Raw genomic sequence first — 19,921 nt, 5'->3', positions numbered from 1 at the left:
GAGGTAAATCTATGTCGGGCCTGCAAGTCATTGCTCTGTTTGAATTCCTAAAGGGATTGACGGTGCTGACAGCAGGCCTGGGTTTTTTAGAATTCCTGCATTACCGCGCGCAACATGTCGGCGAACACTTCTTAGCACACGCGGGTCTCAATGCGCATCATCAGATTCCTAAGCCGCTAGCTCAGTATATTTCAGGTCTTACTGAACAAAACATGCAGCTTTTGGCCATCGGAATCATTGCCTATTGTTTTATGCGTTGGCTTGAGGCCTATGGATTATGGCGCGAAAAATCTTGGGCTAAATGGTTGGGAATCTTGTCTGGAGGCATTTACCTGCCCTACGAATTTTACGAACTTCTATTTCATTTTTCGTGGATTAAGGTGCTTATCACTTTGGTGAACATTACGATCGTGGTTTACCTGGTGCGCACGCGTGAACAAAAAAGAGTTTGACCTTCCTTAGAGCCCGTCCGCACAATATTCTAATGAAAAACTCTATCTTGCTCTTTGTCGTTTGTTTTTTTGTTTCCCTCTCATCTTTTGCGCAAAATCGCTTTACTTATGATTTGAGTGGTTCTTCAGGTACGCGTGACGGAGAGTCCTACTCAGAAATTCATCTGGGACTTAATTACTATGCGACGAATTGGTTGAACTGGCGGAACTCTTTATTCACTCAATTCGGCACTGAAATAAAAACGGTGTACGGTTTGGATTCCGCCGCTTTATTCAACTATGACTTGTACACTCAGAATCGCGCTTTCGGCGTTGAGTTTTTTGCTGGTCCCGGCCTGCGCGTGGCGACGGAAAAATCCAACGCGGTGTTTGGAAAAGCCGGAATCACCTTTGGACTCGGTGGACTTCGCATCGGTGGTGGTGTGCAGGCCTTCCATTATCTAGAAGACCGCACGGATAAAAATGATTTTGTTTTAGGGAAGGATGAAGTCCAGTACTTCATCACTTTGTCGGGCGGCGGTAGTTTCTAGTCGCCCGTTTCAACAAGTCTTACCTCACCCTGGCAAGATATGCCGGCTTGCAACCAGCAAGAGGCTCCCGCGGCACAATCCCAACCGTAAAGAGTGTTAGAGACAAAGGCCTGATGATACTCATTCCATGTTGAGGCTAAAATAGCTTTTACGAAGTGAGTTTTAGTGATGCATCCTTGGTTCGGAGTGCCTCTGCAAATACGGACTCCGGCTTTCTGATGAAGTGCTTTTAGCACTGTCGATTCTTTTAAAAGCAGTTGTTCACGAGCTTGGTCTTCTGAAAGGCAGGCTGTGTTTGCTTGTGCCGAAAAGCCCATTAATAGAGTGAAAATAAGAACCAAAGTTTTCATAGGATCTCCTTCTTCGTGCCCGCTTTAAAACACAGACGCCATGAATCTGAAAGTTAAGATTGTGTTTGGAAGATTTTTCCGAAGACTTTTCATTTCAAAATTTTCTGAACAAGACTTCGACAACTCGAGTGTTCACTCTACGAACATCCCGTATAAAGTTTGATGAAAGAGTCCAAAGTTTCGACACACATAATTTTTTTGGTAAATGCGAATTTTTTAGGTTGTCTTTGAAATCAATTACTTAGCGTGTCTCAGGCTGATATCGGTTTTGTTTTTGCAAGTCGCTTCGAACACTTAGCGCAAGTTTAAGGTCTAGCTCTTTTTCTCCGTATACTGTGCCTGTATCGCATAGGGGCGCAATGAGTGGAAAGGGATGGACTCATGAAAGCACAAAATATATCGAAGAAGATTTTTAAAGCAACGATCCTGGTAGCCGGCGCTGCCATGACGATGGGGAATCAAAAGTGTGAACAACAACCCGTTGCCACACCACCTCGCGCTTTAAAGAAGATAGTTGAACTGGGCTCCATCCGTTCTAGTTCAGTGATGTTCCCGGGGGGGACGGCCTTCGATTTCCAATTCGTGGCAAATCAACAGATTTACAGCGTGCTTTTAGACAGCAAAGAATTCACCTTGAAATACAACCCGCCGATTGCGGTCCCGCCATCTCAGGCCAGAACGGGTGACGTCGGTTTCTTCAACTTGACTAAAACAGACGGTCAGATGATGAAGGCGTTCGCCGAAGCGGCAGGCAAAGACAATTACAGTGTGCAATATGCGAAGACGGCTTGGTGTATGGTTAACATTCCTCAAGCGAAGATTTCGGGCTCAGTGAATTCGTTTGAATTGATTGGTGGTGGCGGTATCACTCTGGGGTTTAATCCAAGCGGAGCATATCCAACCAATGGATTGGCATCAGCAGGTATCAACTTAGAATGGGCTCAACTTGACTTGTCCATGGTGGCGACTCGTCCTTTAACTTCTAAAGTGATGGCTGCAGCGAACGTAACTTCCAAACAGACAAAAACCAAAGTGAGCTTTGGCCTTAATTTTGGCGCATTCACGTTGGGACCGAGTGCGTACTATCAAACGCCACTTGCGAATGTAACTAAGAATGCATTAAACCTCGGCGTCACTTCACTGAATAACCAACTTAAATCCGAAGAGTGGTATACGCGCGTGATGGCGAATCACGACACCCATCTTATTATTGTGGGTGGGGCGGACGTGAAACTAGAAGCGGGCGATCAGTTGCTTGTGTATAACGAAGACTATTACTGGGATGGAGAGCCCTGCAACTCTCGTTATCTTGGTGGTGGTGCGCAAGCAAGTTCAGCAGTGGCAAAAATCGAAATCGACTGGGTGGGTGACGAAATTTCTCGTGGCCGCGTGATCGAACAAAACGATGAAAATGCGGTGATTGGTGCGAAAGTAAAGCTTTTCAAATTCCATGCTGCCGATTACAAACCAGCAGATCCCGGCGTTACGCCGGTGACTCCGGTGAATCCAAACCCAGGATCAGGAGCATCGACGAAGCCAGGGCGCTAAACTAAGATTTTTAAAATAAAAAGGGAGAGTCAACGACTCTCCCTTTTTATTGTTCCGTGTTTATTGCAAACTTCTATCTGACACGAAAGACCCTCCAAGCAGAGTTAATTGCCCTGCGATAAGGACCGTCGGGCTGTAGATGACGGGAACGTATTTGTTCCAACGAAGCGTATAATTAGAGTCCATTCTTTGACCAGACATATAGCTAATATCATCAAGTTTTATTTCATTGATCATGCCGAAGCTTGTGATCACCTTTCTGTCATTATCAAAAAGCGGGCACGAAGGAGTGTTCTCAATACGAATTGTACGTCGGCCTTCTTCGTTAATTCCGTACAAATCTTCAATCGCGCAACGGATTTGCTCGCCGTTAGCAAAGCGGAAGTACAACTTGATGCCATTTAAAAATTGCGGCACGGAACTCAGTGGATTTATCGTGCTTACCCAAATGTCCTTTCCCGTATATTCCCAAGTATAAAGATATTCGTGGCGAGTGGTGTAGCTGCAACGATTTTCGATACCAACGCGTCCCGTACAATCATTCCAGGTGCGATGATTGATTAAGGTTTCTGTTTCACGCTTTCTTCTTTCCCACGTGTAAAGAGAAGGCTTGAAGTGAACTGTAGAGCCTTTTTGAGGTGTGATCCCTACGGTGTAAACGTTGAAGGGATTTGTTTTAATGTTAAGGTTTTTATTCGAGAACTCTGAAGCATTGCTGGCACCGATGGCACTGTCTTGTCCAATCGTGGTTTGTTCATCGTTGACGGGGCGAAGTTTTGAACCTAAGCGAAGAACCTTGTCCATTCGCATGTTCTCTATCTGCGACCATTGGACTTCAAATTTTTCTTCATGCTCAAACTTTTGTTGTTTTACGGTCAAGCACACCATTTTCGAGCATTTCCCTGCGGAAGCGCGGTCCGGGTTCGGCGGCATTTTTTCAAAAAAAGCGGTGATGGCATCGCTCACAATGCGCTTCATCTGATCGTTGTAGTCACCTTGGATGTGAATGTGCATTTTCATTGATTTCATCGCTTTTTCCACGGCGTATTCGACTTCCGCTTCTCCATACGGAGGGTAGGACGCCTGCAAATTGACGAAGATGGCTTCATAGACCTTTTGCTTATCAAAGCGAACGGAAAGCTCACTTACCGGTACTGGCACCATGATGGCGTAATTGACTATGACGTCCACCATGCTGGCGCGAAGAGCATCACCAAGAATATACTGCGCTACATTTTCTGGAACTTTCAGACTGACGGTGAAAGGTTTATTGATTTCACAAAAGTCCGATTCCGTTAAGTTGGGGGGAGTGACGTCATAATTGAGTCCGCCTGCCGCCACGGTGATTCTTGAGGGGCAACCCGGAAGTGCGCCGATGGCGAATTCATCTGATTTTTGTGCACTAAAGCGGGCGACTTCTTCAAGAAGTTGGCGATAATTTTTTACGCGTAAAGATTCTGGAATCTCTTGTGTTGGACCTGAAACGTCGGCGGTGTGAACCCGGTTTGTTAAGCCATCAATCAAAGCGATATTAAAAGGAATAACAACCGAACCATCACTGTTTCTTATAAAACTATTCAGCCGGGATCCGCTATATACGAAAACCCGCGGTGACACCAGATACTGATCTTTCACGGACTGTCCGGAAAGTTTGTAAACAGTGGCGGAGTGTTCCGGTGACACGGGAATCGGAGTCAGAGAAGAGGAGCGTTTTTTCTCTTTCAATTTTTCTATTTCGGCTTCTGATTTTACTTGTCGGGAAATTTCTCCGACCTTTTCGTTGTTCACGTAGATGTCAGAGGTCATGCTGACCGCTTTAGGTTTGGCCTCGGGAGTAGAGTCTCCCTGAGGGGCGCAAGCAGAGAGGGCTGCTAACAGAGCCGATGATAAGAGGGCGTTTTTTAAAGGGTTCATGGTTTCTCCTTTTATGAGTTTGTTTTGCGAAATCCCTCTAAAGCATTTGGCGTTCCGGATCTTGGACGGCTGTAGTGGCGTTATATTTGAGCTGACGGGAAAATCGCTTCGACTTTGTCCGAACCCTCGGACAAGGTCTGAGATCTGGGATGGATTCCTTGCCTTCCCGAGGGCAAAAGTGTAGTTTCCTGGGCATCAAACCGAGGCCCTTATGTTTTCAGGAATCGTAGAATCGGTGATGCCTATTCTGAGTTCTCAAGAACTCGATAATGCCTACCGAATTCAAGTTAAAAAACCGAGTGAATTCAATGACATAAAGCTTGGCGACAGCATCGCCTGTGACGGGGTTTGCTTGACCGTTGAAGCTTTCAATGACGAGCAAATGACCTTTGCTTTGGCGGCAGAGACTATCAAAGTTCTTAACTGGAATCCGGAAAGCTGGATTGGCAAAAAAGTGAACTTAGAAAGATCCCTGCGTTTTGGTGATCGTATTCACGGCCACCTTGTTACTGGGCACGTAGATAGTTTGGGTGAGGTTCTTCGTTCTGATCTTGAAGGCGAATCCCTGTTCATTGATGTGAAGGTGAAAGACAGCATTCTTCCGTTTGTTTGGAAGAAGGGCAGCATCACTTTGAATGGGGTCAGTCTGACGGTGAACGAATTGAAAGACAATATCGTGTCGGTGTGTTTGATTCCTGAAACTATCAAACGCACGAATTTAGGCGAAATAAAAAAAGGTTCTTCAGTGAACGTCGAGCCCGACTACATGGCTCGTGCGATTCAGCGCTCTCTTGAAGTAAGGAAAGACTAATGTCATTTAATACAATCCCTGAAATCATCGAAGACATTCGTAATGGAAAAATGGTCATCCTTGTCGATGATGAAGATCGCGAAAACGAAGGAGATCTGATTCTAGCTACGGATCATGTCACGACTCAGGCCGTGAATTTCATGATTACTGAAGCCCGTGGTCTTGTGTGTTTAACGGTGACGGCTCAGCAGATCGAGCGTTTGCAACTTCCTTTGATGGTACGTGACGACATGAACTTTGCGCCGAACAAAACTGCGTTCACGGTGAGTATCGAGGCCTCTGAAGGAATCTCGACCGGTATTTCAGCGGCGGACCGCGCTCACACTCTTCGTGTGGCGGCGAACCCTCATGCAAAACCTTCCGACATTCATATGCCGGGGCATATTTTCCCTATTCGTGCTCAGCAAGGCGGTGTTCTAAAGCGCGCCGGTCACACAGAGGCCAGCGTGGACTTAGCTCGTTTAGCGGGATTGAATCCAGCAGCGGTGATTTGTGAAGTCATGAATCCAGATGGCAGCATGGCTCGCGTCGGTGATCTTAAAGAGTTCGCGAAAAAGCATAATCTGAAAATTGGAACCATCGTTGATTTGATTGCGTATCGTTTGGCCAATGAAACTTTGGTCGAAGAACTGGCAAGCGTTGATTTGCCAGCCTCTTTCGGTGAGGGTTTAAAAGCTCGTGTCTTCAGAAGTACCGTGGATGGACTTGAGCACTTGGTGATCCAAAAAGGTGAAATCACACCTGAGACTGAAACTTTGGTGCGTGTTCATGTCGATAATTTCACTCGTGACTTCATGGCGGTCTTACAAAGAGGCGCCTCCACAGTTCTTGAAAGTATAAAGCTCATCAATGAGCAAAGCTCGGGCGCTTTTGTCTTGCTTCGTGGAAACAACCGCACGCAAGGTCTTGTGCAAGAATTGAATGTTCTTGTTGGTATGGAGGATGTTCGTCCTTCAACGCCGCTGATGGATGAACGTGATTATGGTATCGGTGCACAAATTTTGCGCGAAATCGGTGCACATAAGATTCGACTTTTGACGAACAAGCCAGAAAAGAAAGTCGGCCTGAAAGCTTTCGGAATTGAAATTGTAGAAATCGTAGCTATTGAAAATGTAAAGGGGCACAAGTAATGGGACTTAAAGTTGGAGTAGTAACAGCTCGTTTTAATAATGAAATCACTGAAAAACTGGAAGAGGGAGCGATCTCTTACTTAGAGTCTTGCGAAGGTGTTGAGATTTTCGCGGCTTTGGTTCCAGGAGCGGTAGAGCTTCCCTTGGCTTGCCAGGCTTTCCTTGATGCAGGCTGTGACGGCGTTATTGCTTTGGGGGCGGTGATCCGTGGTGAAACTTCTCACTACGATTATGTATGTAATTCTGTGACTGACGGTATCACTCGTTTGATGCTTGATTACAAAAAACCAATCGGTTTTGGCGTGTTGACGACGGAAAATGAAGAGCAGGCTTTGGCTCGCGCTGGCGGCGCTCACGGTAATAAAGGTGAAGAAGCGGCTCAAGTTGTTATGGAAATGATCGGTTTGACTCAAGAGATTCCTGCAACTTTGAAAACAGCAGCGATGATGGCCAAACCTAAGGCGGCGAAGTCCTCGAAAGCCGCATCAAAAACACAAAAAAAGAAGAAAAAAGCAAAAAAGTAATCTAGCATAGGGGTGATGGAAAACACCCCTGTAAACGACGATTTTTTGCCTCCTGGTCCTCAGGAATTTAAGAAACGACGCCGCGAGATCTTTTTAGTTCTTTTGGTGTCGTTTTTATTTGGTCTTCTGACGTGGTTTGAAATTCGTCTTTTCGCCACCAGCCAACAGCTTCCGTTTGTTCACAGTATCTTTTTCTTCGGTCTTGTAAACTTCAACATCATCTTGTTGTTACTTCTTCTGTTCATGATCTTCCGCAACGTTGTGAAGGTTTTCGTCGAAAGACAGGGGAAGGTTTTCGGTAGCAGCCTGAAAGCCAAATTGATCGCCGCCTTCGTGGCGTTTAGTTTTGTTCCGACCGTCTTGATGTTCATCATCTCGGTCTTTTATATCAATTCGAGTTTTGATAAGTGGTTCAGTGCAAAGATGGCGGGCGTTTTAAAAAGCTCCATCGAAGTCACGAACGCTTATTACTTTAATGCGAAGAAAGACAATTACCACTTCGCTCACAAGATCGCAGACTCTATTCGCACGGTTAAAAATCCGAACGAGATCAAAAAGCGCATTGAAAACTTGCGTGAAGAATTCAGTTTGGATGCCGTGGAATACTATCCTTCATTGTTCGGTAAGCGTGTAGTTTCTGCGGCCGAAGATGATACCGTCCCTAACGTGCCGGCGGTGTCTTTGGAGTTCTTGCAAAAAGGTATTAAGCTTCAGGCCGAAGCCAGTATCATTCACCAGTTCGGCGACGGGAACTTGGTGCGCGTGATTGTGCCTGTGCAAGAAGGTTCAGAAAAAGGAGCGATCGTCGTCTCTAGTTTCTTGCCATTGTCGTTGATTTCCAAGATGAATGACATCTCGACGGCTTATGACGAATTCCGAGATATCAATCCGCTGGAATATCCTTTGAAATCGATCTACCTTTATATCTTGGTTTTGATGACCTTTGTGATCCTGCTTGCCGCAACGTGGTTTGGATTCTATCTGGCAAAACAACTTTCTATTCCGATCGTGCAACTAGGTCGTGCCACTCGCCGAGTTGCCGGGGGCGATTACACACCTTTGCAAATTCAGGCTGGCTCTGAAGAAATCAATGACTTGATTTCAAGCTTTAATCAGATGACCGTAACCCTGGAAAAGACGCTGGAGGAGCTAGATCAGCACGCGCGTTACACAGATACAGTTTTAAAGAACGTCAGCGCGGGTGTTATCTCCGTTGATGAACACGGTGTTGTTACAACAATCAATCGTCATGCGGCTCATCTTTTGAAGATTGATCCTGAAAAATACATTGGGAAGTCTGTTCGTGATCTTTTAACGTTGGAATACTTCCGCACTTTCGCTGAATTGCAGAAGACCATGGCTGATCACAAAGTCGAAAGTATTCAAAAGGAGCTTCGCCTGAACGTGCAAGGGGAGGCCTTGCCTCTTTTGATGACTCTTTCGATTTTGAAGGATGAAAAAGGCCACGAGATGGGCAAGATCTTGGTGTTTGACGATTTGACTCCGATTGCCAATGCCCAACGCGCGGCTGCTTGGACGGAAGTGGCCCGTCGTATCGCGCATGAAATTAAAAATCCACTGACCCCTATCAAACTTTCCGCGGAGCGCCTGCAAAGAAAGTTCGGCGCTTCAATCACGGATCCGGCATTCAGTGAATGTACGACGATGATTGTAAAACAGGTGGATGGATTGAAGAACCTGGTGAATGAGTTTAGTAATTTTGCGCGTCTGCCGCAAGCACGTCCGGTGGTGGCTAACCTGAATAGCGTGGTTGAAGAATCTTTAGGGCTTTATCGACAAGCTCATGGGAACGTGAAATTTGTTTTCTCGAAAGACACTGACCTCCCAGACTTTAAATTTGACCCCGATCAGATCAAACGAGTGATCGTCAATTTGGTCGATAACTCGGTTTCCGCTGTTGCAAAAGAGCCACAGGCCACAGTGGAAATCGTGACTCGATACGACAAGGACATCAAAACCGTGCGTTTGACGGTGTCAGACAATGGTGAAGGTATTCCTGCGGCAGATCGAAGTCGCATTTTTGAGCCATACTACTCTACAAAAGAAGGCGGAACTGGGCTAGGCTTAGCCATTGTGAAAAGGATCATCGAAGATCATAATGGATTCATTCGTGCGACAGCCAATGAACCCAAAGGGGTCAAGATGGTGATCGAAATGCCAGTCAATGAAGTAGGTGCTTGGAAACCTGCTGGCGAGTAGAAAGAGGTCTTAGATGACAGCTCAAAATACAAAAATTCTGATTATTGATGACGAGGCTCCGATTCGTGATGTGCTTTCGGCTTCTTTGAAAGACGAAGGCTATCAAGTTTTTCTAGCTCACGATGGAGAGTCTGGACTGAAAGCTATTCGTGAAATTCAACCTGATATCGTCTTTCAAGATATCTGGATGCCAGGCAAGTACGATGGTATCGAAGTGCTGACGATGGCTCGTAAAGAATTCCCTCAGTTGGAGTTCGTGATGATCTCGGGTCACGGAACTATTGAAACTGCGGTGAAATCGACGAAGTTAGGCGCTTGGGACTTTATCGAAAAGCCGTTGTCCATGGATAAAATCCTGATCGTGATTTCAAACATTCTTAGTTACCAACAACAAAAAGAAGAAAAAGCGCTGTTGTTAAATAAACTCCGCAAGTCCATCGCGCTTATCGGTGAAGCGGCTTCCATCATGCAGACGAAACAAATCATCGCGCGTGTAGCACCGACAAACTCTTGGGTGTTGATTCAAGGCGAGGCGGGCACGGGTAAAGAGCTTGTTGCGCAAAATGTGCACTACATGAGTGCGCGCGCCAGCCGTCCGTTTGTTGAAATCAACTGTGGTGGTATTCCGGAAGACCTTCTTGATTCCGAAATCTTCGGTATCGAAAAAGGCGCTATGCCGGGTGTAGACCGAGTTAAAAAAGGCAAACTCGATCTCGCCCAAGGTGGAACGCTTTACATCGCAGAGATCTGCGAGATGAACAAAGAATGTCAGGCGAAACTTTTAAAATATCTTGATGAAAAAAAATACTCCCGCGTTGGTGGTAATGAACTGATCGAAAATGATGTTCGTGTCATTGCTGCTTCTTCTAAAGATCTCGAGAAAGAGGTTAAGGAGGGGCGCTTCCGCGAAGATCTATATTATCGTCTGAACGTTATTCCTTTCCGCATTCCTGCACTTCGTGAGCACATGGAAGACATCCCTGTGCTGGTGTCTTATTTCTCTGACAACGTGTCGCGCGAAAGCGGTTATCCAAAAAAAGTTTTTTCTGAAAAAGCGATTGAAAAAATGATTGCTTATACTTGGCCGGGGAACGTGCGCGAACTGAAAAACTTTATCGAGCGCGTTTATATTTTGACTCCAGGTGAATTCGTCGACGTGCATGACTTGCGTTTCGCGGGTCTCATCGACAAAGACGATGAAAAAGCGGTAGAGATGCAGGATCTTTCCACATTCCGTGAAGCCCGCGCTCAGTTTGAAAAAGATTATCTGCTTCGTAAGATTTCCGAGAATAGCGGAAACATCAGTAAGACAGCAGAAGTCATTGGTCTTGAAAGAAGTTATCTTCACAGAAAGATCAAAGCCTACGGTATCGATACTAAAGACAATTAAGAAAGAGAAGACAGATGGCAGATACAGCGATTGTTCCTACACGAGCACAAAATTATCCTGAGTGGTACCAACAGGTGATCACAGCAGCGGACATGGCGGAAAACTCTCCGGTCCGTGGTTGTATGGTGATCAAACCTTGGGGCTATGCTGTTTGGGAAAACATGCAGGCTGTTTTAGACCGTATGTTCAAAGACACGGGACACGTGAATGCTTATTTCCCTCTGTTGATACCTTTGAGCTTCCTGGAAAAGGAAGCGGCTCACGTTGAAGGTTTCGCGAAAGAGTGCGCAGTGGTCACTCATCACCGCCTGAAAGGTGATGGCACTGGCAAATTGGTTCCCGACGGAGAACTTGAAGAGCCTCTGATCATTCGTCCTACTTCTGAAACTATCATCGGGCACCAATTCGCAAAATGGGTGAAGTCTTATCGCGATCTTCCTATCTTGGTGAACCAATGGTGTAACGTGATGAGATGGGAAATGCGCACGCGCATGTTCTTAAGAACAGCGGAATTCTTATGGCAAGAAGGTCATACTGTTCATGCCACGGCGAAAGAGGCCCAAGAAGAGACTCTGCAAATGTTGGATGTCTATGCAGAGTTTGCTGAAAAGTACATGGCGATGCCGGTGATTAAAGGTATGAAAACGCCGGATGAAAGATTCCCGGGAGCGGTGGACACTTACACCATCGAAGCTTTGATGCAAGATCGAAAAGCACTTCAAGCAGGGACTTCACATTTCTTGGGTCAAAACTTTGCTAAGGCTTCTGAGATTAAATACCTCAGCGCGGAAGGCAAAGAAGAGTTCGCATGGACAACATCCTGGGGCGTTTCAACTCGTCTTATCGGTGGTTTGATCATGACCCACAGTGATGACAACGGCTTTGTGGCTCCGCCAAAAATTGCCCCTCTTCACGTGGTGATTATTCCTATCTATCGCAATGACGAAGAAAAAGCCCAAGTTCTTGAGTATGTTCAAACTTTGTCCAAAGAACTTAAGCAACAAAACTTCTCTGGATCTTCAGTGCGCGTGAAAATTGATGATCGCGATATGCGTGGCGGAGAAAAAGCATGGCAGTACATCAAGCAAGGTGTTCCCGTGCGTGTAGAAGTCGGACCACGGGATATGGCTAAAGGCGAGGTCTTCGTCGGTCGCCGTGATCGTGGCCCTAAAGAAAAAGCTTCGCAAACGAAGGCGGATTTTGTCGCAAATATCGGAAATCTTCTTCAAGAAATCCAAGATGGGCTTTTTGAAAGAGCAAAGAAATTTCGTGACGACAACATCAAGCGCATCACTTCATTGAACGATTTTGAAAAGTATTTCTCGGGCGATGAAGCATCGGCTCCAGGATTTGCAATGGTGCCATGGTGTGAAGAAGGCATGGGGCATGAATTGTTGGCAAAACTTAAAGTGACACCAAGATGTGCGCCTTTGCAGCAGGAAGGGGTGACAGGAAACTGCATCTTCTCTGGTAAACCAGCGACGAAATGGGTCCTGTTCGCGAAGTCTTACTAGATATTTTATATTTGCTAGATAACAAAGCCTCAGCCTCAAAGCTGGGGCTTTTTATTTTAGAATATCTATATCCTCGCGGGGTGTGTTTTGCCCCTGGAAGAAATAGCGTATGACAATCATCAAGCCGTATTGATCTGAAAATTCGTCGTGCTTTTTTGTTAAAGCCCAGGAGTAACGGCCTTCCGTAGTGAGGGCATAACGTCCACGGGACCAGAGCTCGGCCTGCAAACCAAAATCCAAACCTGTTTCAGCGTTTTCTTGGGCGTACGTTGTCACGGGATTTCCGGGAAATGTATTATAGATTTTTTCCGAATCTCCAAGAGGGTAGGATGTATAAAGGGACATCACCGCACTGAATCTTTCCCCAAACCAGCGGCGATAACCGGCGGCAGCGTGCACCACTTGAGTTTCTTCAATAACGACATAACCATCGTCGCGACCTACGAATTGTTTGTTCATGAAAGTCGTTGTGAACTCAAGACTGCCTCGATCATTCACATCTCCGATAATGACCCAATTTACTCCTGTTTTATATCCTGGCTCTGAACCTTCTCCGTCATAATTGGTGCGAAAAAAGTAGGGACCAATCGATGTGTGGACGTTGCCTCTTTGGGGAATATAAGCTTCAGAGTTTTCATTGAAAGAAAACAACAAAATAAAGGACAAGATACTAAGAATTAGTTTAGAGTGGTCCATGTAGGGAGATTAAATTTTGAGCGAGAAAATACAATCAAAATCTTCAGGCAAAAGGAACTTCACGTCGTGGAAGGCCTTTTTATGTCTTGGATTTTTGCTGTATGCTCCTTCAAGTCTCGGGGCTTATGAAACTGTCGAAGAGACCATCATTCGGCAGAACGTCAATGTATCCGAGTGGCTAGACAGCGTGGCCGACGGTTTGGACGTGTTTTTGGCGGGAGAACGGTACACACAGCGTCCGAATAAAACCGTCGTCACCCTAGAATCTTCGGGTTATTACACCGAGCTCGACGGCACCTCGGGCGCCTTCAACTTCAATATCGATCTTCGTCTTCCGAACGTGGAAGAGTACTGGCAGCTGACCTTTACCAGTTATGATGAAAATGAAGAAAGAGATGCAAAAACCAAGTATCTTCGTACAGAGCCACGTGAAAGAAATTACGGGGCCTCCTTAAGCCTTTTTAAAAGAATGGGTGATATTAGAACATCATTTCAGCCGCGTATCACTTTTGAGGGAACCCCCGCGATATCGCACTCTTTGAAATTTGAAACTATCGTTGAAGAAAAATCCTATCGTATCAATCCAGAGCTTGAGTTCTATGCGACCCCAGGCAAAGGGGCCGGAATCTTTGAGGCGCTGAATTTCAACTGGCCCTTAAGTGCGAAGTACTCAGTTACTTTGATTAACGAAGGAGACTACCAAAGTCGTCCGCATATTTTTACGGTCACGAATGGTTTGTCTTTAGGACAAAGTTTTTCTAAGAGTCGTTCTTTGTCGTATGCCATTTTCGTCACATCATCAAATCGTCCTAACTATCAGTTAGCAGGTTATAACTTTTCAGTGACATGGCGACATATCGTTTTAAATCGTATCCTTGATTACGACATCATTCCCAATATCGATTTTGTCCGAGAGACTAACTTCGTTAGAAACCCTGGCGTCACCGTGAACGTGAATCTGCATTTTTAGTCGCTGCCTTTGCGGACATCCTTCGTACACCCTCGTCAAAAGTTTATTCAGACAAACTAAATAATATCGTCTTGAGCCCCCCTTCATCGCGAGAGTAGCGTTGAGTCCGGTCTTTTTACGACTCAGAAAAATATGAAGGAGACACCATGAAGAAATATCTTTTGCCGCTCTTGTTGTTGCTATCGCTGAACGCCCAGGCACAAGAGTCCTTAGAACCTCAACCCCTGGATGACTTGATGTCACCCGATGAAATCGCTGAAGAAAGCGGTTTTCCGCGCACGGAAATTCCCATCGTCGTTAAATCTATCGATGATATCGCGCGCACCGAATCCATGGATATTTTTCGTGAGTTTCGCGTTATCTTAATCATTAATAAAAAAGCCGCAGGGGTCGGTGCCCAGCGCATGCGCGTATACCTGAACGGATTTTTAACTTATGACTGGCTGGTCTCGACAGGACGAGAGCGATGGGAAACGGCTAAAAGTGGTCGCACCTATTTCTCCGTGACTCCTACCGGATATTTTTATCCTTACATGCTGAATAAAGATCATTATTCAGAAACTTGGAAAACTCCGATGCCTTATGCCGTCTTTTTTAATGGTGGAATCGCCGTGCACGCTACGACTCCGGGACTTTATAAGCAGTTGGGATCCCGCGCGTCGGGAGGCTGTGTCCGTCTTCAACACGAAAATGCCGCTTTTATCTTTAATCGCATCCAAACCGAAGGACGTGGCCTGGTTCCCGTGATCAACCGAAATGGCACCGTTTCTCGAGATCGTCGTGGAAACGTCATCCGTCGGGTGAACTATCGTACTCTGATCATCGTCGAAGATCGCTAATTGCGTTTCAATAGAGGTGTGGCTTGTCAGGCTATCGTCTTTGCGATAGAAATTCTGCATGAGCCATTCCCTCAAAGATGAATTTAGCCAATACAAAGACCTTTCTATCGAGGGAGCTTCTTTTCTCGCAGATTTAGAAAAAACCATCGCTCAGGATCTTTGGCAAAGTGCCGGTGGCCATTGGAGCCTAGAAACAACCCAAAATTTTCGAAAGCTAGCCATGCAAAAGCTTGCGGCAGAGGTGCAAGGGCCTTCTCGCAGTGACTTTCAAAGTGCATGGATTTCGGTCATTCGTGATTTCCATAAAAATCAGTGGGGCGAACAAAGGTTACTTAAAAAAGAAAAGAAGCCTGAAACCAAAGAAGACAAAATTTTTTGGGAACTCTTCTCTTATATTTGGATTTTACTGCAGGCAACCTTGGTCACAAAAACCGCCGTCTTTTATTTCGGTATCAAGTCAGCTGAAGAAGACACGACAGAGGGACGCATTTATGTGCTTCTTGCTATTGCCTTTTCCTTTATTTCTTTAGGGGTATTTGCTTATCGCAAATCGAAAAAAAAGAAGGACCCCAAGAATGATGGTTCGTCTTCGGCCATGTAGTTGCGCATGGTAGTTGAACTCAAAATGAGAAAACAAAAACTGTCTTCCTGTATCGTGAAAAACCATCGCTGAAGCGAGGATGCTTTGAAGCTTTTATTATGGATTGTCATTGGAATATGTCTGGGGCCTGGTGTCTTGAATCTGCCCCTTCCTACGGGATTCAACACAGCGGCCCAGTTTTTCGGTGCACTTTTTCTTTTTTTAGCGGGGTGGGAGCTTCAGTTCTTTCATCTCTTTAAAGAGGCCCGATTTTACTCCATCACCTTCATCGGTACTTTTTTAGTACCATTTTTAACAGGTTACATTCTTTTCGAAAAAAGCTTTTTCGTCGCCACGGCGTTTGCAATATCTGCATTACCGGTAGCGATACAGCTTTTGAAAGAAAAAAAGTTGTACAACACTTTGCTGGCAAGAAGAGTCATTACTCTGGCCAGTCTGTGTGATGTGTTGGCGTGGATTATTCTGGCATTTCTATTACCTAAAAAAGATGTCACGGGTTGGTTGTTCAGCCATTGGGTAGTTCTCTCATTTTTTCTGGGCATCTTCTTTGGTCGCCTCAAATCGTTCCCCCCAAAAAAATCATTATCTTTCTTGCAGATGGGAATTTGTGCTCCCGTGTTCTTTATTGTCTTGGGATGGAGTTTAAACTTCTTTGCCTTATTCGAGTTCAAGACGTTCCTACTTATTTTTGCTGCGGCAGTGACATCAAAGTATCTGGGTTCTTATGTGGCGGCTCGATGTGCCGGCGCCTCCCATGCGGAAGCTTTCAACTTAAGCTCTCTTCTAAATGCTCGTGGGGCCATGGAGATACTGGCTGCGTCTTACGCGTACAAAGCCCAAATTATTTCTGCGGAAGTTTTTGCGGCATTGGTATTGTTGGGAATCGCAACAGCTTTGCTTGCAATTCCGACGGTGAAGTCGGCTCCGCATTCGTAAATTGTCTAGGTGTGTTGAATTGTCAGGATTGTGTTAGGGCTCTTGACCGAACTCTGTCACAGTCGATAGCGTTGGGCATCCTTTTAAATCTTCTAAGTAGAGAGTGTATGGCTCAGCGACTGTTCTTAAGAAATTCGCTCTATGGCCCTCCATCAGGGGGCAGTCCGGGGGAAAAATCCCGACTCCACACCCTCCGTGTGTCTGAATACCCGAAGTGTCTAAAAAATTTGAATATGTATCTTAATAAAAACGGCGTCTCTATGACGCCGTTTTTGTTTTTTCAAGGGGAGTCCTAATCCATGTGTGGAGTCGTTGGTCTGATTGGAGAAGAGAAAGCCGGTCAAAAACTTTATCCTGCTTTATTCGCTCTTCAGCATCGTGGTCAGGATGCCGCGGGAATTCTGAGTTATGATTTTGAACGTTCTCAGTTTCATCTTGAAAAAGACCTTGGCTTGGTCGAAGACGTTTTCACTTCTGAAAGGCAGCTTCGATTAAAAGGTTCCATGGCCCTAGGGCACACCCGGTATTCGACGATAGGAACGGTTGATAAAGAAGATCTTCAGCCTTTGTTCTTAAGTTATCCCTATGGAATTGGCATGATTCACAACGGGAACGTCACAAATTATGACGAAGTCGTTGATTATCTTCGCAATCGCAAACTGCGTTGGACTTTCAGCCGCAATGATCTAGAAATTCTGCTGCACATGACGGCGATTGGACTTGCTTCCCGGAAAGAGTCTGGAGAGCTTGCGCAAAATCTTTCGGAATCAATTCGTGAACTCTTGCAGCAAGTGCAGGGGGCTTACAGCGCCATTGGGATGCTGGCGGATCAAGGACTCTTTGCTTTCTGTGATTCTCACGGAATCAGGCCTTTGCTTTTAGGGCGAAAAAAGAACGGGGATAAGTACAGTTACTGCTTTGCTTCGGAAAAGCAGGTGTTCTTCGGACTGGGATTTGAATATTTCCGTGATCTGCGCCCCGGAGAACTCGTCTTCGTTGATAAAGATTTAAATTTGCATTCATTCCTTTTGAGTGAAAAGAAAGCCCGTCCCTGTATGTTTGAATGGATTTATTTTGCGGGGTCAGAGACAGAGTGGCATGGCCGTCCGGTCTATGAAGTCCGATTGAATCTAGGGCGAATCTTAGCGGAAGAGGTTCAGAAAAAAGGTTTGGATGTCGATGTCGTTGCGCCGGTTCCCGATACGTCTCGCGCAGCTGCCTGCCGATTGGCAGAGGTTTTGGAAAAACCTTATCGTGAAGTTCTGATTAAAAATCGTTACGTGCAAAGAAGTTTTATCGTCAATCAGCCCGAGCTGCGAAAAATGATGGTAAATCTAAAGCTGTCTCCTGTAGAAAGCGAAATTCGCGGAAAGAAAATTCTTTTAGTGGATGACAGCATTGTGCGGGGAACGACGTCAGCGCGAATCATTCGTCTTTTGCGCGAAGCGGGTGCTGAAAAAGTTTATCTAGCAAGTACGTGTCCTCCGATTCGTCATCCATGCTTTTACGGCATTGATTTTCCCGACGGAGAATCTCTAGTAGCTCACAAAAAATCGGAAGACGAAATCGCCAGGGTTTTAGAAGTCGACGGGCTGGTGTTCTTGCCATTGCCTCGTCTGCAAGAGGGGTTAGGGCTATCCAATCTTTGCAGTGCCTGCCTTGACGGAGATTATCCAGTTCCAGTGGCTACAGAAAAATTTATGAAAACAAGACATCACAATATTGGTGGAGATGGTAAAAGCGAGGTGCCTTTATGAAAATTCAGGTTTTGTTCGGCAGTGCGAGTGATGAAAGAGTCTTCGGTCCTTTGTGTCACTCATTAGAAAAGTGCGGTGAAGTAAAAATGGAAGTGGCGTCGGCCCACCGTCATCCCGATCGCGTGCGCGAAATCGTCACGACATGCGGTGCAGACGTATTTGTCGCCGGTGCGGGATTAGCGGCTCACTTACCAGGCGTTGTCGCTTCTTTGACAACGAAGCCCGTGTTCGGTGTTGCCGTGAATGGTGCATTTGCAGGGCTCGATTCCTTTTTGTCGATCGTTCAAATGCCGAAGGGTGTTCCGGTCATGGCTGTGACGGAAGAAAATTACAAACATATTTCAGACCTTCTTCTGCGCTGGAAGAACCTTCCAGAAGACAAAATCTATCTTCACTGGAACCGCAGTCTTGAGTCTTATTCTCCGATTCAAAAATCTTTAGAGGATATTCAAAAGGACAGCGGCGCGGAAGTTCAATGGTGTTCACACACAGATGAAAAATGTCTGGGTGAAATTGTCAGTCCTTGGGAGCTTCCCAAAGTCATCGGCCTAAACCTTTTCCTTTGCGAAAAAGAGCAGATTACAAGCTCGAACTTGGCGTTGGATTTCTTTGCAAAAGCACGTCACTCAGGAGCCTGGGTCGGTGCCAACAATATCGGTAACTTTGTTTTGCAATGGAAAAAGCTTTCTGAAATGAGGAGATCGGCATGGAACTAATTTATAAGGGCTCAGTCAAAGATCTTTATAAAAACGGCGACAGCCTGGTCTTTAATTACAGCAATCGTTACTCGATCTTTGATTGGGGTGAAATGCCCAATGAAATCCCGATGAAAGGTGCGGCCTTGGCTTCTATGGCGGCTTCTTTCTTTGAATACTTATCAAATAAAGGAATTCCTTCTCACTTCGTGAAAACGACCGGAGAAAATACGATCGCCGTAAAGCCCGTTAAAGTGCTGCGCCCGGAATGGTATGAAGGCCAATACGATTACTCTGTCTATAAAGATGTCCCTACGAATTGTCTGGTCCCTTTAGAAGTGATTTTTAGAAAATTCCTGGGACAGGGAAATTCCTTAGAAGGTCGTTTAAAGAAAAATCCTTCTTACCTGCAAGATTTGCAGCTTACAGAAATGCCAAACGCATCGACGGTTTTTAATCCGGCGTTGATCGAGTTTTCGACCAAGCTTGAAACTTCCGATCGCTATCTCAGTCGTGCGGAAATCGCACAAATGAATATTGTATCTGAAGAAGAGCTTAAAAATCTGCGTCTTCACACCCAAGCCGTCGTGCAAGAGTTGGAAAAGCTTTTTGCGTCTTTCGGTGTGAAATTGTGGGATGGAAAATTAGAATTTGCTTTTGGAGATAAAGGTCCCTCTGGAGCAAGGACGCTCCTTCTTGTTGATTCTATTGGTCCAGACGAACTTCGTCTGACTTATGAAGGTCTTCCATTATCTAAGGAATTCCTTCGCCAGCTGTATGCGCCAACGTCTTGGCATTCCGCCGTCAAAAAAGCCAAAGAGATGGCGCAAGAACGCAAAACTCAAGACTGGAAAGGGATCTGTCGCGAAGAACTTCGCGAAGTTCCTCAAAGCTTAAATGCCGCACAAATCGAAGTCAGTTCACTTTTGTATCAAGCCTTGGCCAATGAAGTGGCTTTTGTGGTCGGCCGAAAGAAGCCTTTCGCGGAAGAGTTGAATTTAAAACAGTGGCATCAAAAAGCGCAAAAAGTTTTGGAGTCATAAA

Annotated in this window: 19 protein-coding genes; 16 read left to right on the top strand and 3 right to left on the bottom strand. The window is 45.6% G+C overall.

The features are described 5' to 3' along the window. The first annotated feature begins 11 nt into the window (after positions 1-11). Entirely contained in the window at positions 12-452 is a 441-nt protein-coding gene (locus ACLWBD_RS13545; protein WP_413568543.1) for a DUF2127 domain-containing protein, read from the top strand. Between the two features lie 32 nt (positions 453-484). Beyond that, a complete protein-coding gene (locus tag ACLWBD_RS13540; RefSeq protein WP_413568541.1) occupies positions 485-982 on the top strand; it encodes a hypothetical protein in 498 nt (165 codons plus the stop codon). Here ACLWBD_RS13540 and ACLWBD_RS13535 read toward each other — a convergent pair. Further along, positions 979-1,332 (bottom strand): hypothetical protein, encoded by a 354-nt coding sequence (locus tag ACLWBD_RS13535; protein ID WP_063204901.1) that lies wholly within the window; start codon positions 1,330-1,332, stop codon positions 979-981. The genes ACLWBD_RS13540 and ACLWBD_RS13535 overlap by 4 nt on opposite strands. Before the next feature lie 381 nt (positions 1,333-1,713). Here ACLWBD_RS13535 and ACLWBD_RS13530 point away from each other — a divergent pair, with 381 nt between their 5' ends. Beyond that, entirely contained in the window at positions 1,714-2,880 is a 1,167-nt protein-coding gene (locus ACLWBD_RS13530) for a hypothetical protein (RefSeq protein WP_253696367.1), read from the top strand. A gap of 60 nt (positions 2,881-2,940) precedes the next feature. On the opposite strand, the gene ACLWBD_RS13525 is transcribed toward ACLWBD_RS13530, so the two are convergent. Further along, on the bottom strand, positions 2,941-4,794 hold the full coding sequence (locus tag ACLWBD_RS13525; protein WP_413568539.1) for a hypothetical protein: 1,854 nt from the start codon (positions 4,792-4,794) through the stop codon (positions 2,941-2,943). Between the two features lie 211 nt (positions 4,795-5,005). Between ACLWBD_RS13525 and ACLWBD_RS13520 the strand changes: the two genes are divergently transcribed. The 6 genes from ACLWBD_RS13520 to proS are packed head-to-tail and all read left to right on the top strand — an operon-like array spanning position 5,006 to position 12,383. Next, complete coding sequence (locus tag ACLWBD_RS13520) at positions 5,006-5,605, top strand: riboflavin synthase (RefSeq protein WP_063204898.1); 600 nt, start codon at positions 5,006-5,008, stop codon at positions 5,603-5,605. After that, entirely contained in the window at positions 5,605-6,735 is a 1,131-nt protein-coding gene (gene ribB, locus ACLWBD_RS13515) for a 3,4-dihydroxy-2-butanone-4-phosphate synthase (RefSeq protein ID WP_063204897.1), read from the top strand. Before ACLWBD_RS13520 ends, ribB begins: the two co-directional genes overlap by 1 nt. After that, positions 6,735-7,259: a 6,7-dimethyl-8-ribityllumazine synthase gene (ribH, locus tag ACLWBD_RS13510; RefSeq protein WP_063204896.1), complete on the top strand. Its 525-nt coding sequence runs from the start codon at positions 6,735-6,737 to the stop codon at positions 7,257-7,259. The genes ribB and ribH overlap by 1 nt, the downstream gene beginning before the upstream one ends. A 15-nt stretch (positions 7,260-7,274) precedes the next feature. After that, positions 7,275-9,479: an ATP-binding protein gene (locus ACLWBD_RS13505; RefSeq protein WP_413568536.1), complete on the top strand. Its 2,205-nt coding sequence runs from the start codon at positions 7,275-7,277 to the stop codon at positions 9,477-9,479. 13 nt (positions 9,480-9,492) lie between these two features. Further along, positions 9,493-10,869 carry a sigma-54-dependent transcriptional regulator gene (locus ACLWBD_RS13500; protein ID WP_063204894.1) on the top strand — a complete coding sequence of 459 codons (1,377 nt, stop codon included), beginning with the start codon at positions 9,493-9,495 and terminating at the stop codon, positions 10,867-10,869. A 14-nt stretch (positions 10,870-10,883) separates the two neighbouring features. Beyond that, the gene (gene proS / locus ACLWBD_RS13495; RefSeq protein ID WP_063204893.1) at positions 10,884-12,383 is read left to right on the top strand and encodes a proline--tRNA ligase; all 1,500 of its coding nucleotides are present in this window, start codon (positions 10,884-10,886) and stop codon (positions 12,381-12,383) included. Positions 12,384-12,434: 51 nt separating this feature from the next. Here the strand turns inward: proS and ACLWBD_RS13490 are convergent, their stop codons facing one another. Further along, positions 12,435-13,079: a hypothetical protein gene (locus ACLWBD_RS13490; RefSeq protein WP_413568534.1), complete on the bottom strand. Its 645-nt coding sequence runs from the start codon at positions 13,077-13,079 to the stop codon at positions 12,435-12,437. Between the two features lie 16 nt (positions 13,080-13,095). On the opposite strand from ACLWBD_RS13490, the gene ACLWBD_RS13485 reads away from it, so the two are divergent. The 7 genes from ACLWBD_RS13485 (at position 13,096) to ACLWBD_RS13455 (ending at position 19,920) form a co-directional block, all read left to right on the top strand. Next, complete coding sequence (locus ACLWBD_RS13485; RefSeq protein ID WP_413568533.1) at positions 13,096-14,049, top strand: hypothetical protein; 954 nt, start codon at positions 13,096-13,098, stop codon at positions 14,047-14,049. Positions 14,050-14,195: 146 nt separating this feature from the next. Next, positions 14,196-14,888, top strand: a complete 693-nt coding sequence (locus ACLWBD_RS13480; RefSeq protein ID WP_063204890.1) for a L,D-transpeptidase — start codon at positions 14,196-14,198, stop codon at positions 14,886-14,888. A gap of 58 nt (positions 14,889-14,946) precedes the next feature. Then, positions 14,947-15,489, top strand: a complete 543-nt coding sequence (locus ACLWBD_RS13475; protein ID WP_413568532.1) for a hypothetical protein — start codon at positions 14,947-14,949, stop codon at positions 15,487-15,489. Positions 15,490-15,573: 84 nt separating this feature from the next. After that, positions 15,574-16,425: a cation:proton antiporter gene (locus ACLWBD_RS13470; RefSeq protein ID WP_413568530.1), complete on the top strand. Its 852-nt coding sequence runs from the start codon at positions 15,574-15,576 to the stop codon at positions 16,423-16,425. 299 nt (positions 16,426-16,724) lie between these two features. Then, positions 16,725-18,182 carry an amidophosphoribosyltransferase gene (purF, locus tag ACLWBD_RS13465; RefSeq protein ID WP_413568529.1) on the top strand — a complete coding sequence of 486 codons (1,458 nt, stop codon included), beginning with the start codon at positions 16,725-16,727 and terminating at the stop codon, positions 18,180-18,182. Beyond that, positions 18,179-18,898 (top strand): AIR carboxylase family protein, encoded by a 720-nt coding sequence (locus ACLWBD_RS13460; protein ID WP_413568528.1) that lies wholly within the window; start codon positions 18,179-18,181, stop codon positions 18,896-18,898. Before purF ends, ACLWBD_RS13460 begins: the two co-directional genes overlap by 4 nt. Continuing rightward, positions 18,889-19,920 carry a phosphoribosylaminoimidazolesuccinocarboxamide synthase gene (locus tag ACLWBD_RS13455; RefSeq protein ID WP_413568527.1) on the top strand — a complete coding sequence of 344 codons (1,032 nt, stop codon included), beginning with the start codon at positions 18,889-18,891 and terminating at the stop codon, positions 19,918-19,920. The genes ACLWBD_RS13460 and ACLWBD_RS13455 overlap by 10 nt, the downstream gene beginning before the upstream one ends. The last annotated feature ends 1 nt before the right edge of the window (position 19,921 follow it).

Source organism: Bdellovibrio sp. HCB117, assembly GCF_047305915.1.
GTDB lineage: Bacteria > Bdellovibrionota > Bdellovibrionia > Bdellovibrionales > Bdellovibrionaceae > Bdellovibrio > Bdellovibrio bacteriovorus_B.
The sequence above is the reverse complement of the archived record's forward strand: the minus strand, read 5'-3'. Positions and strand labels throughout refer to the sequence as shown.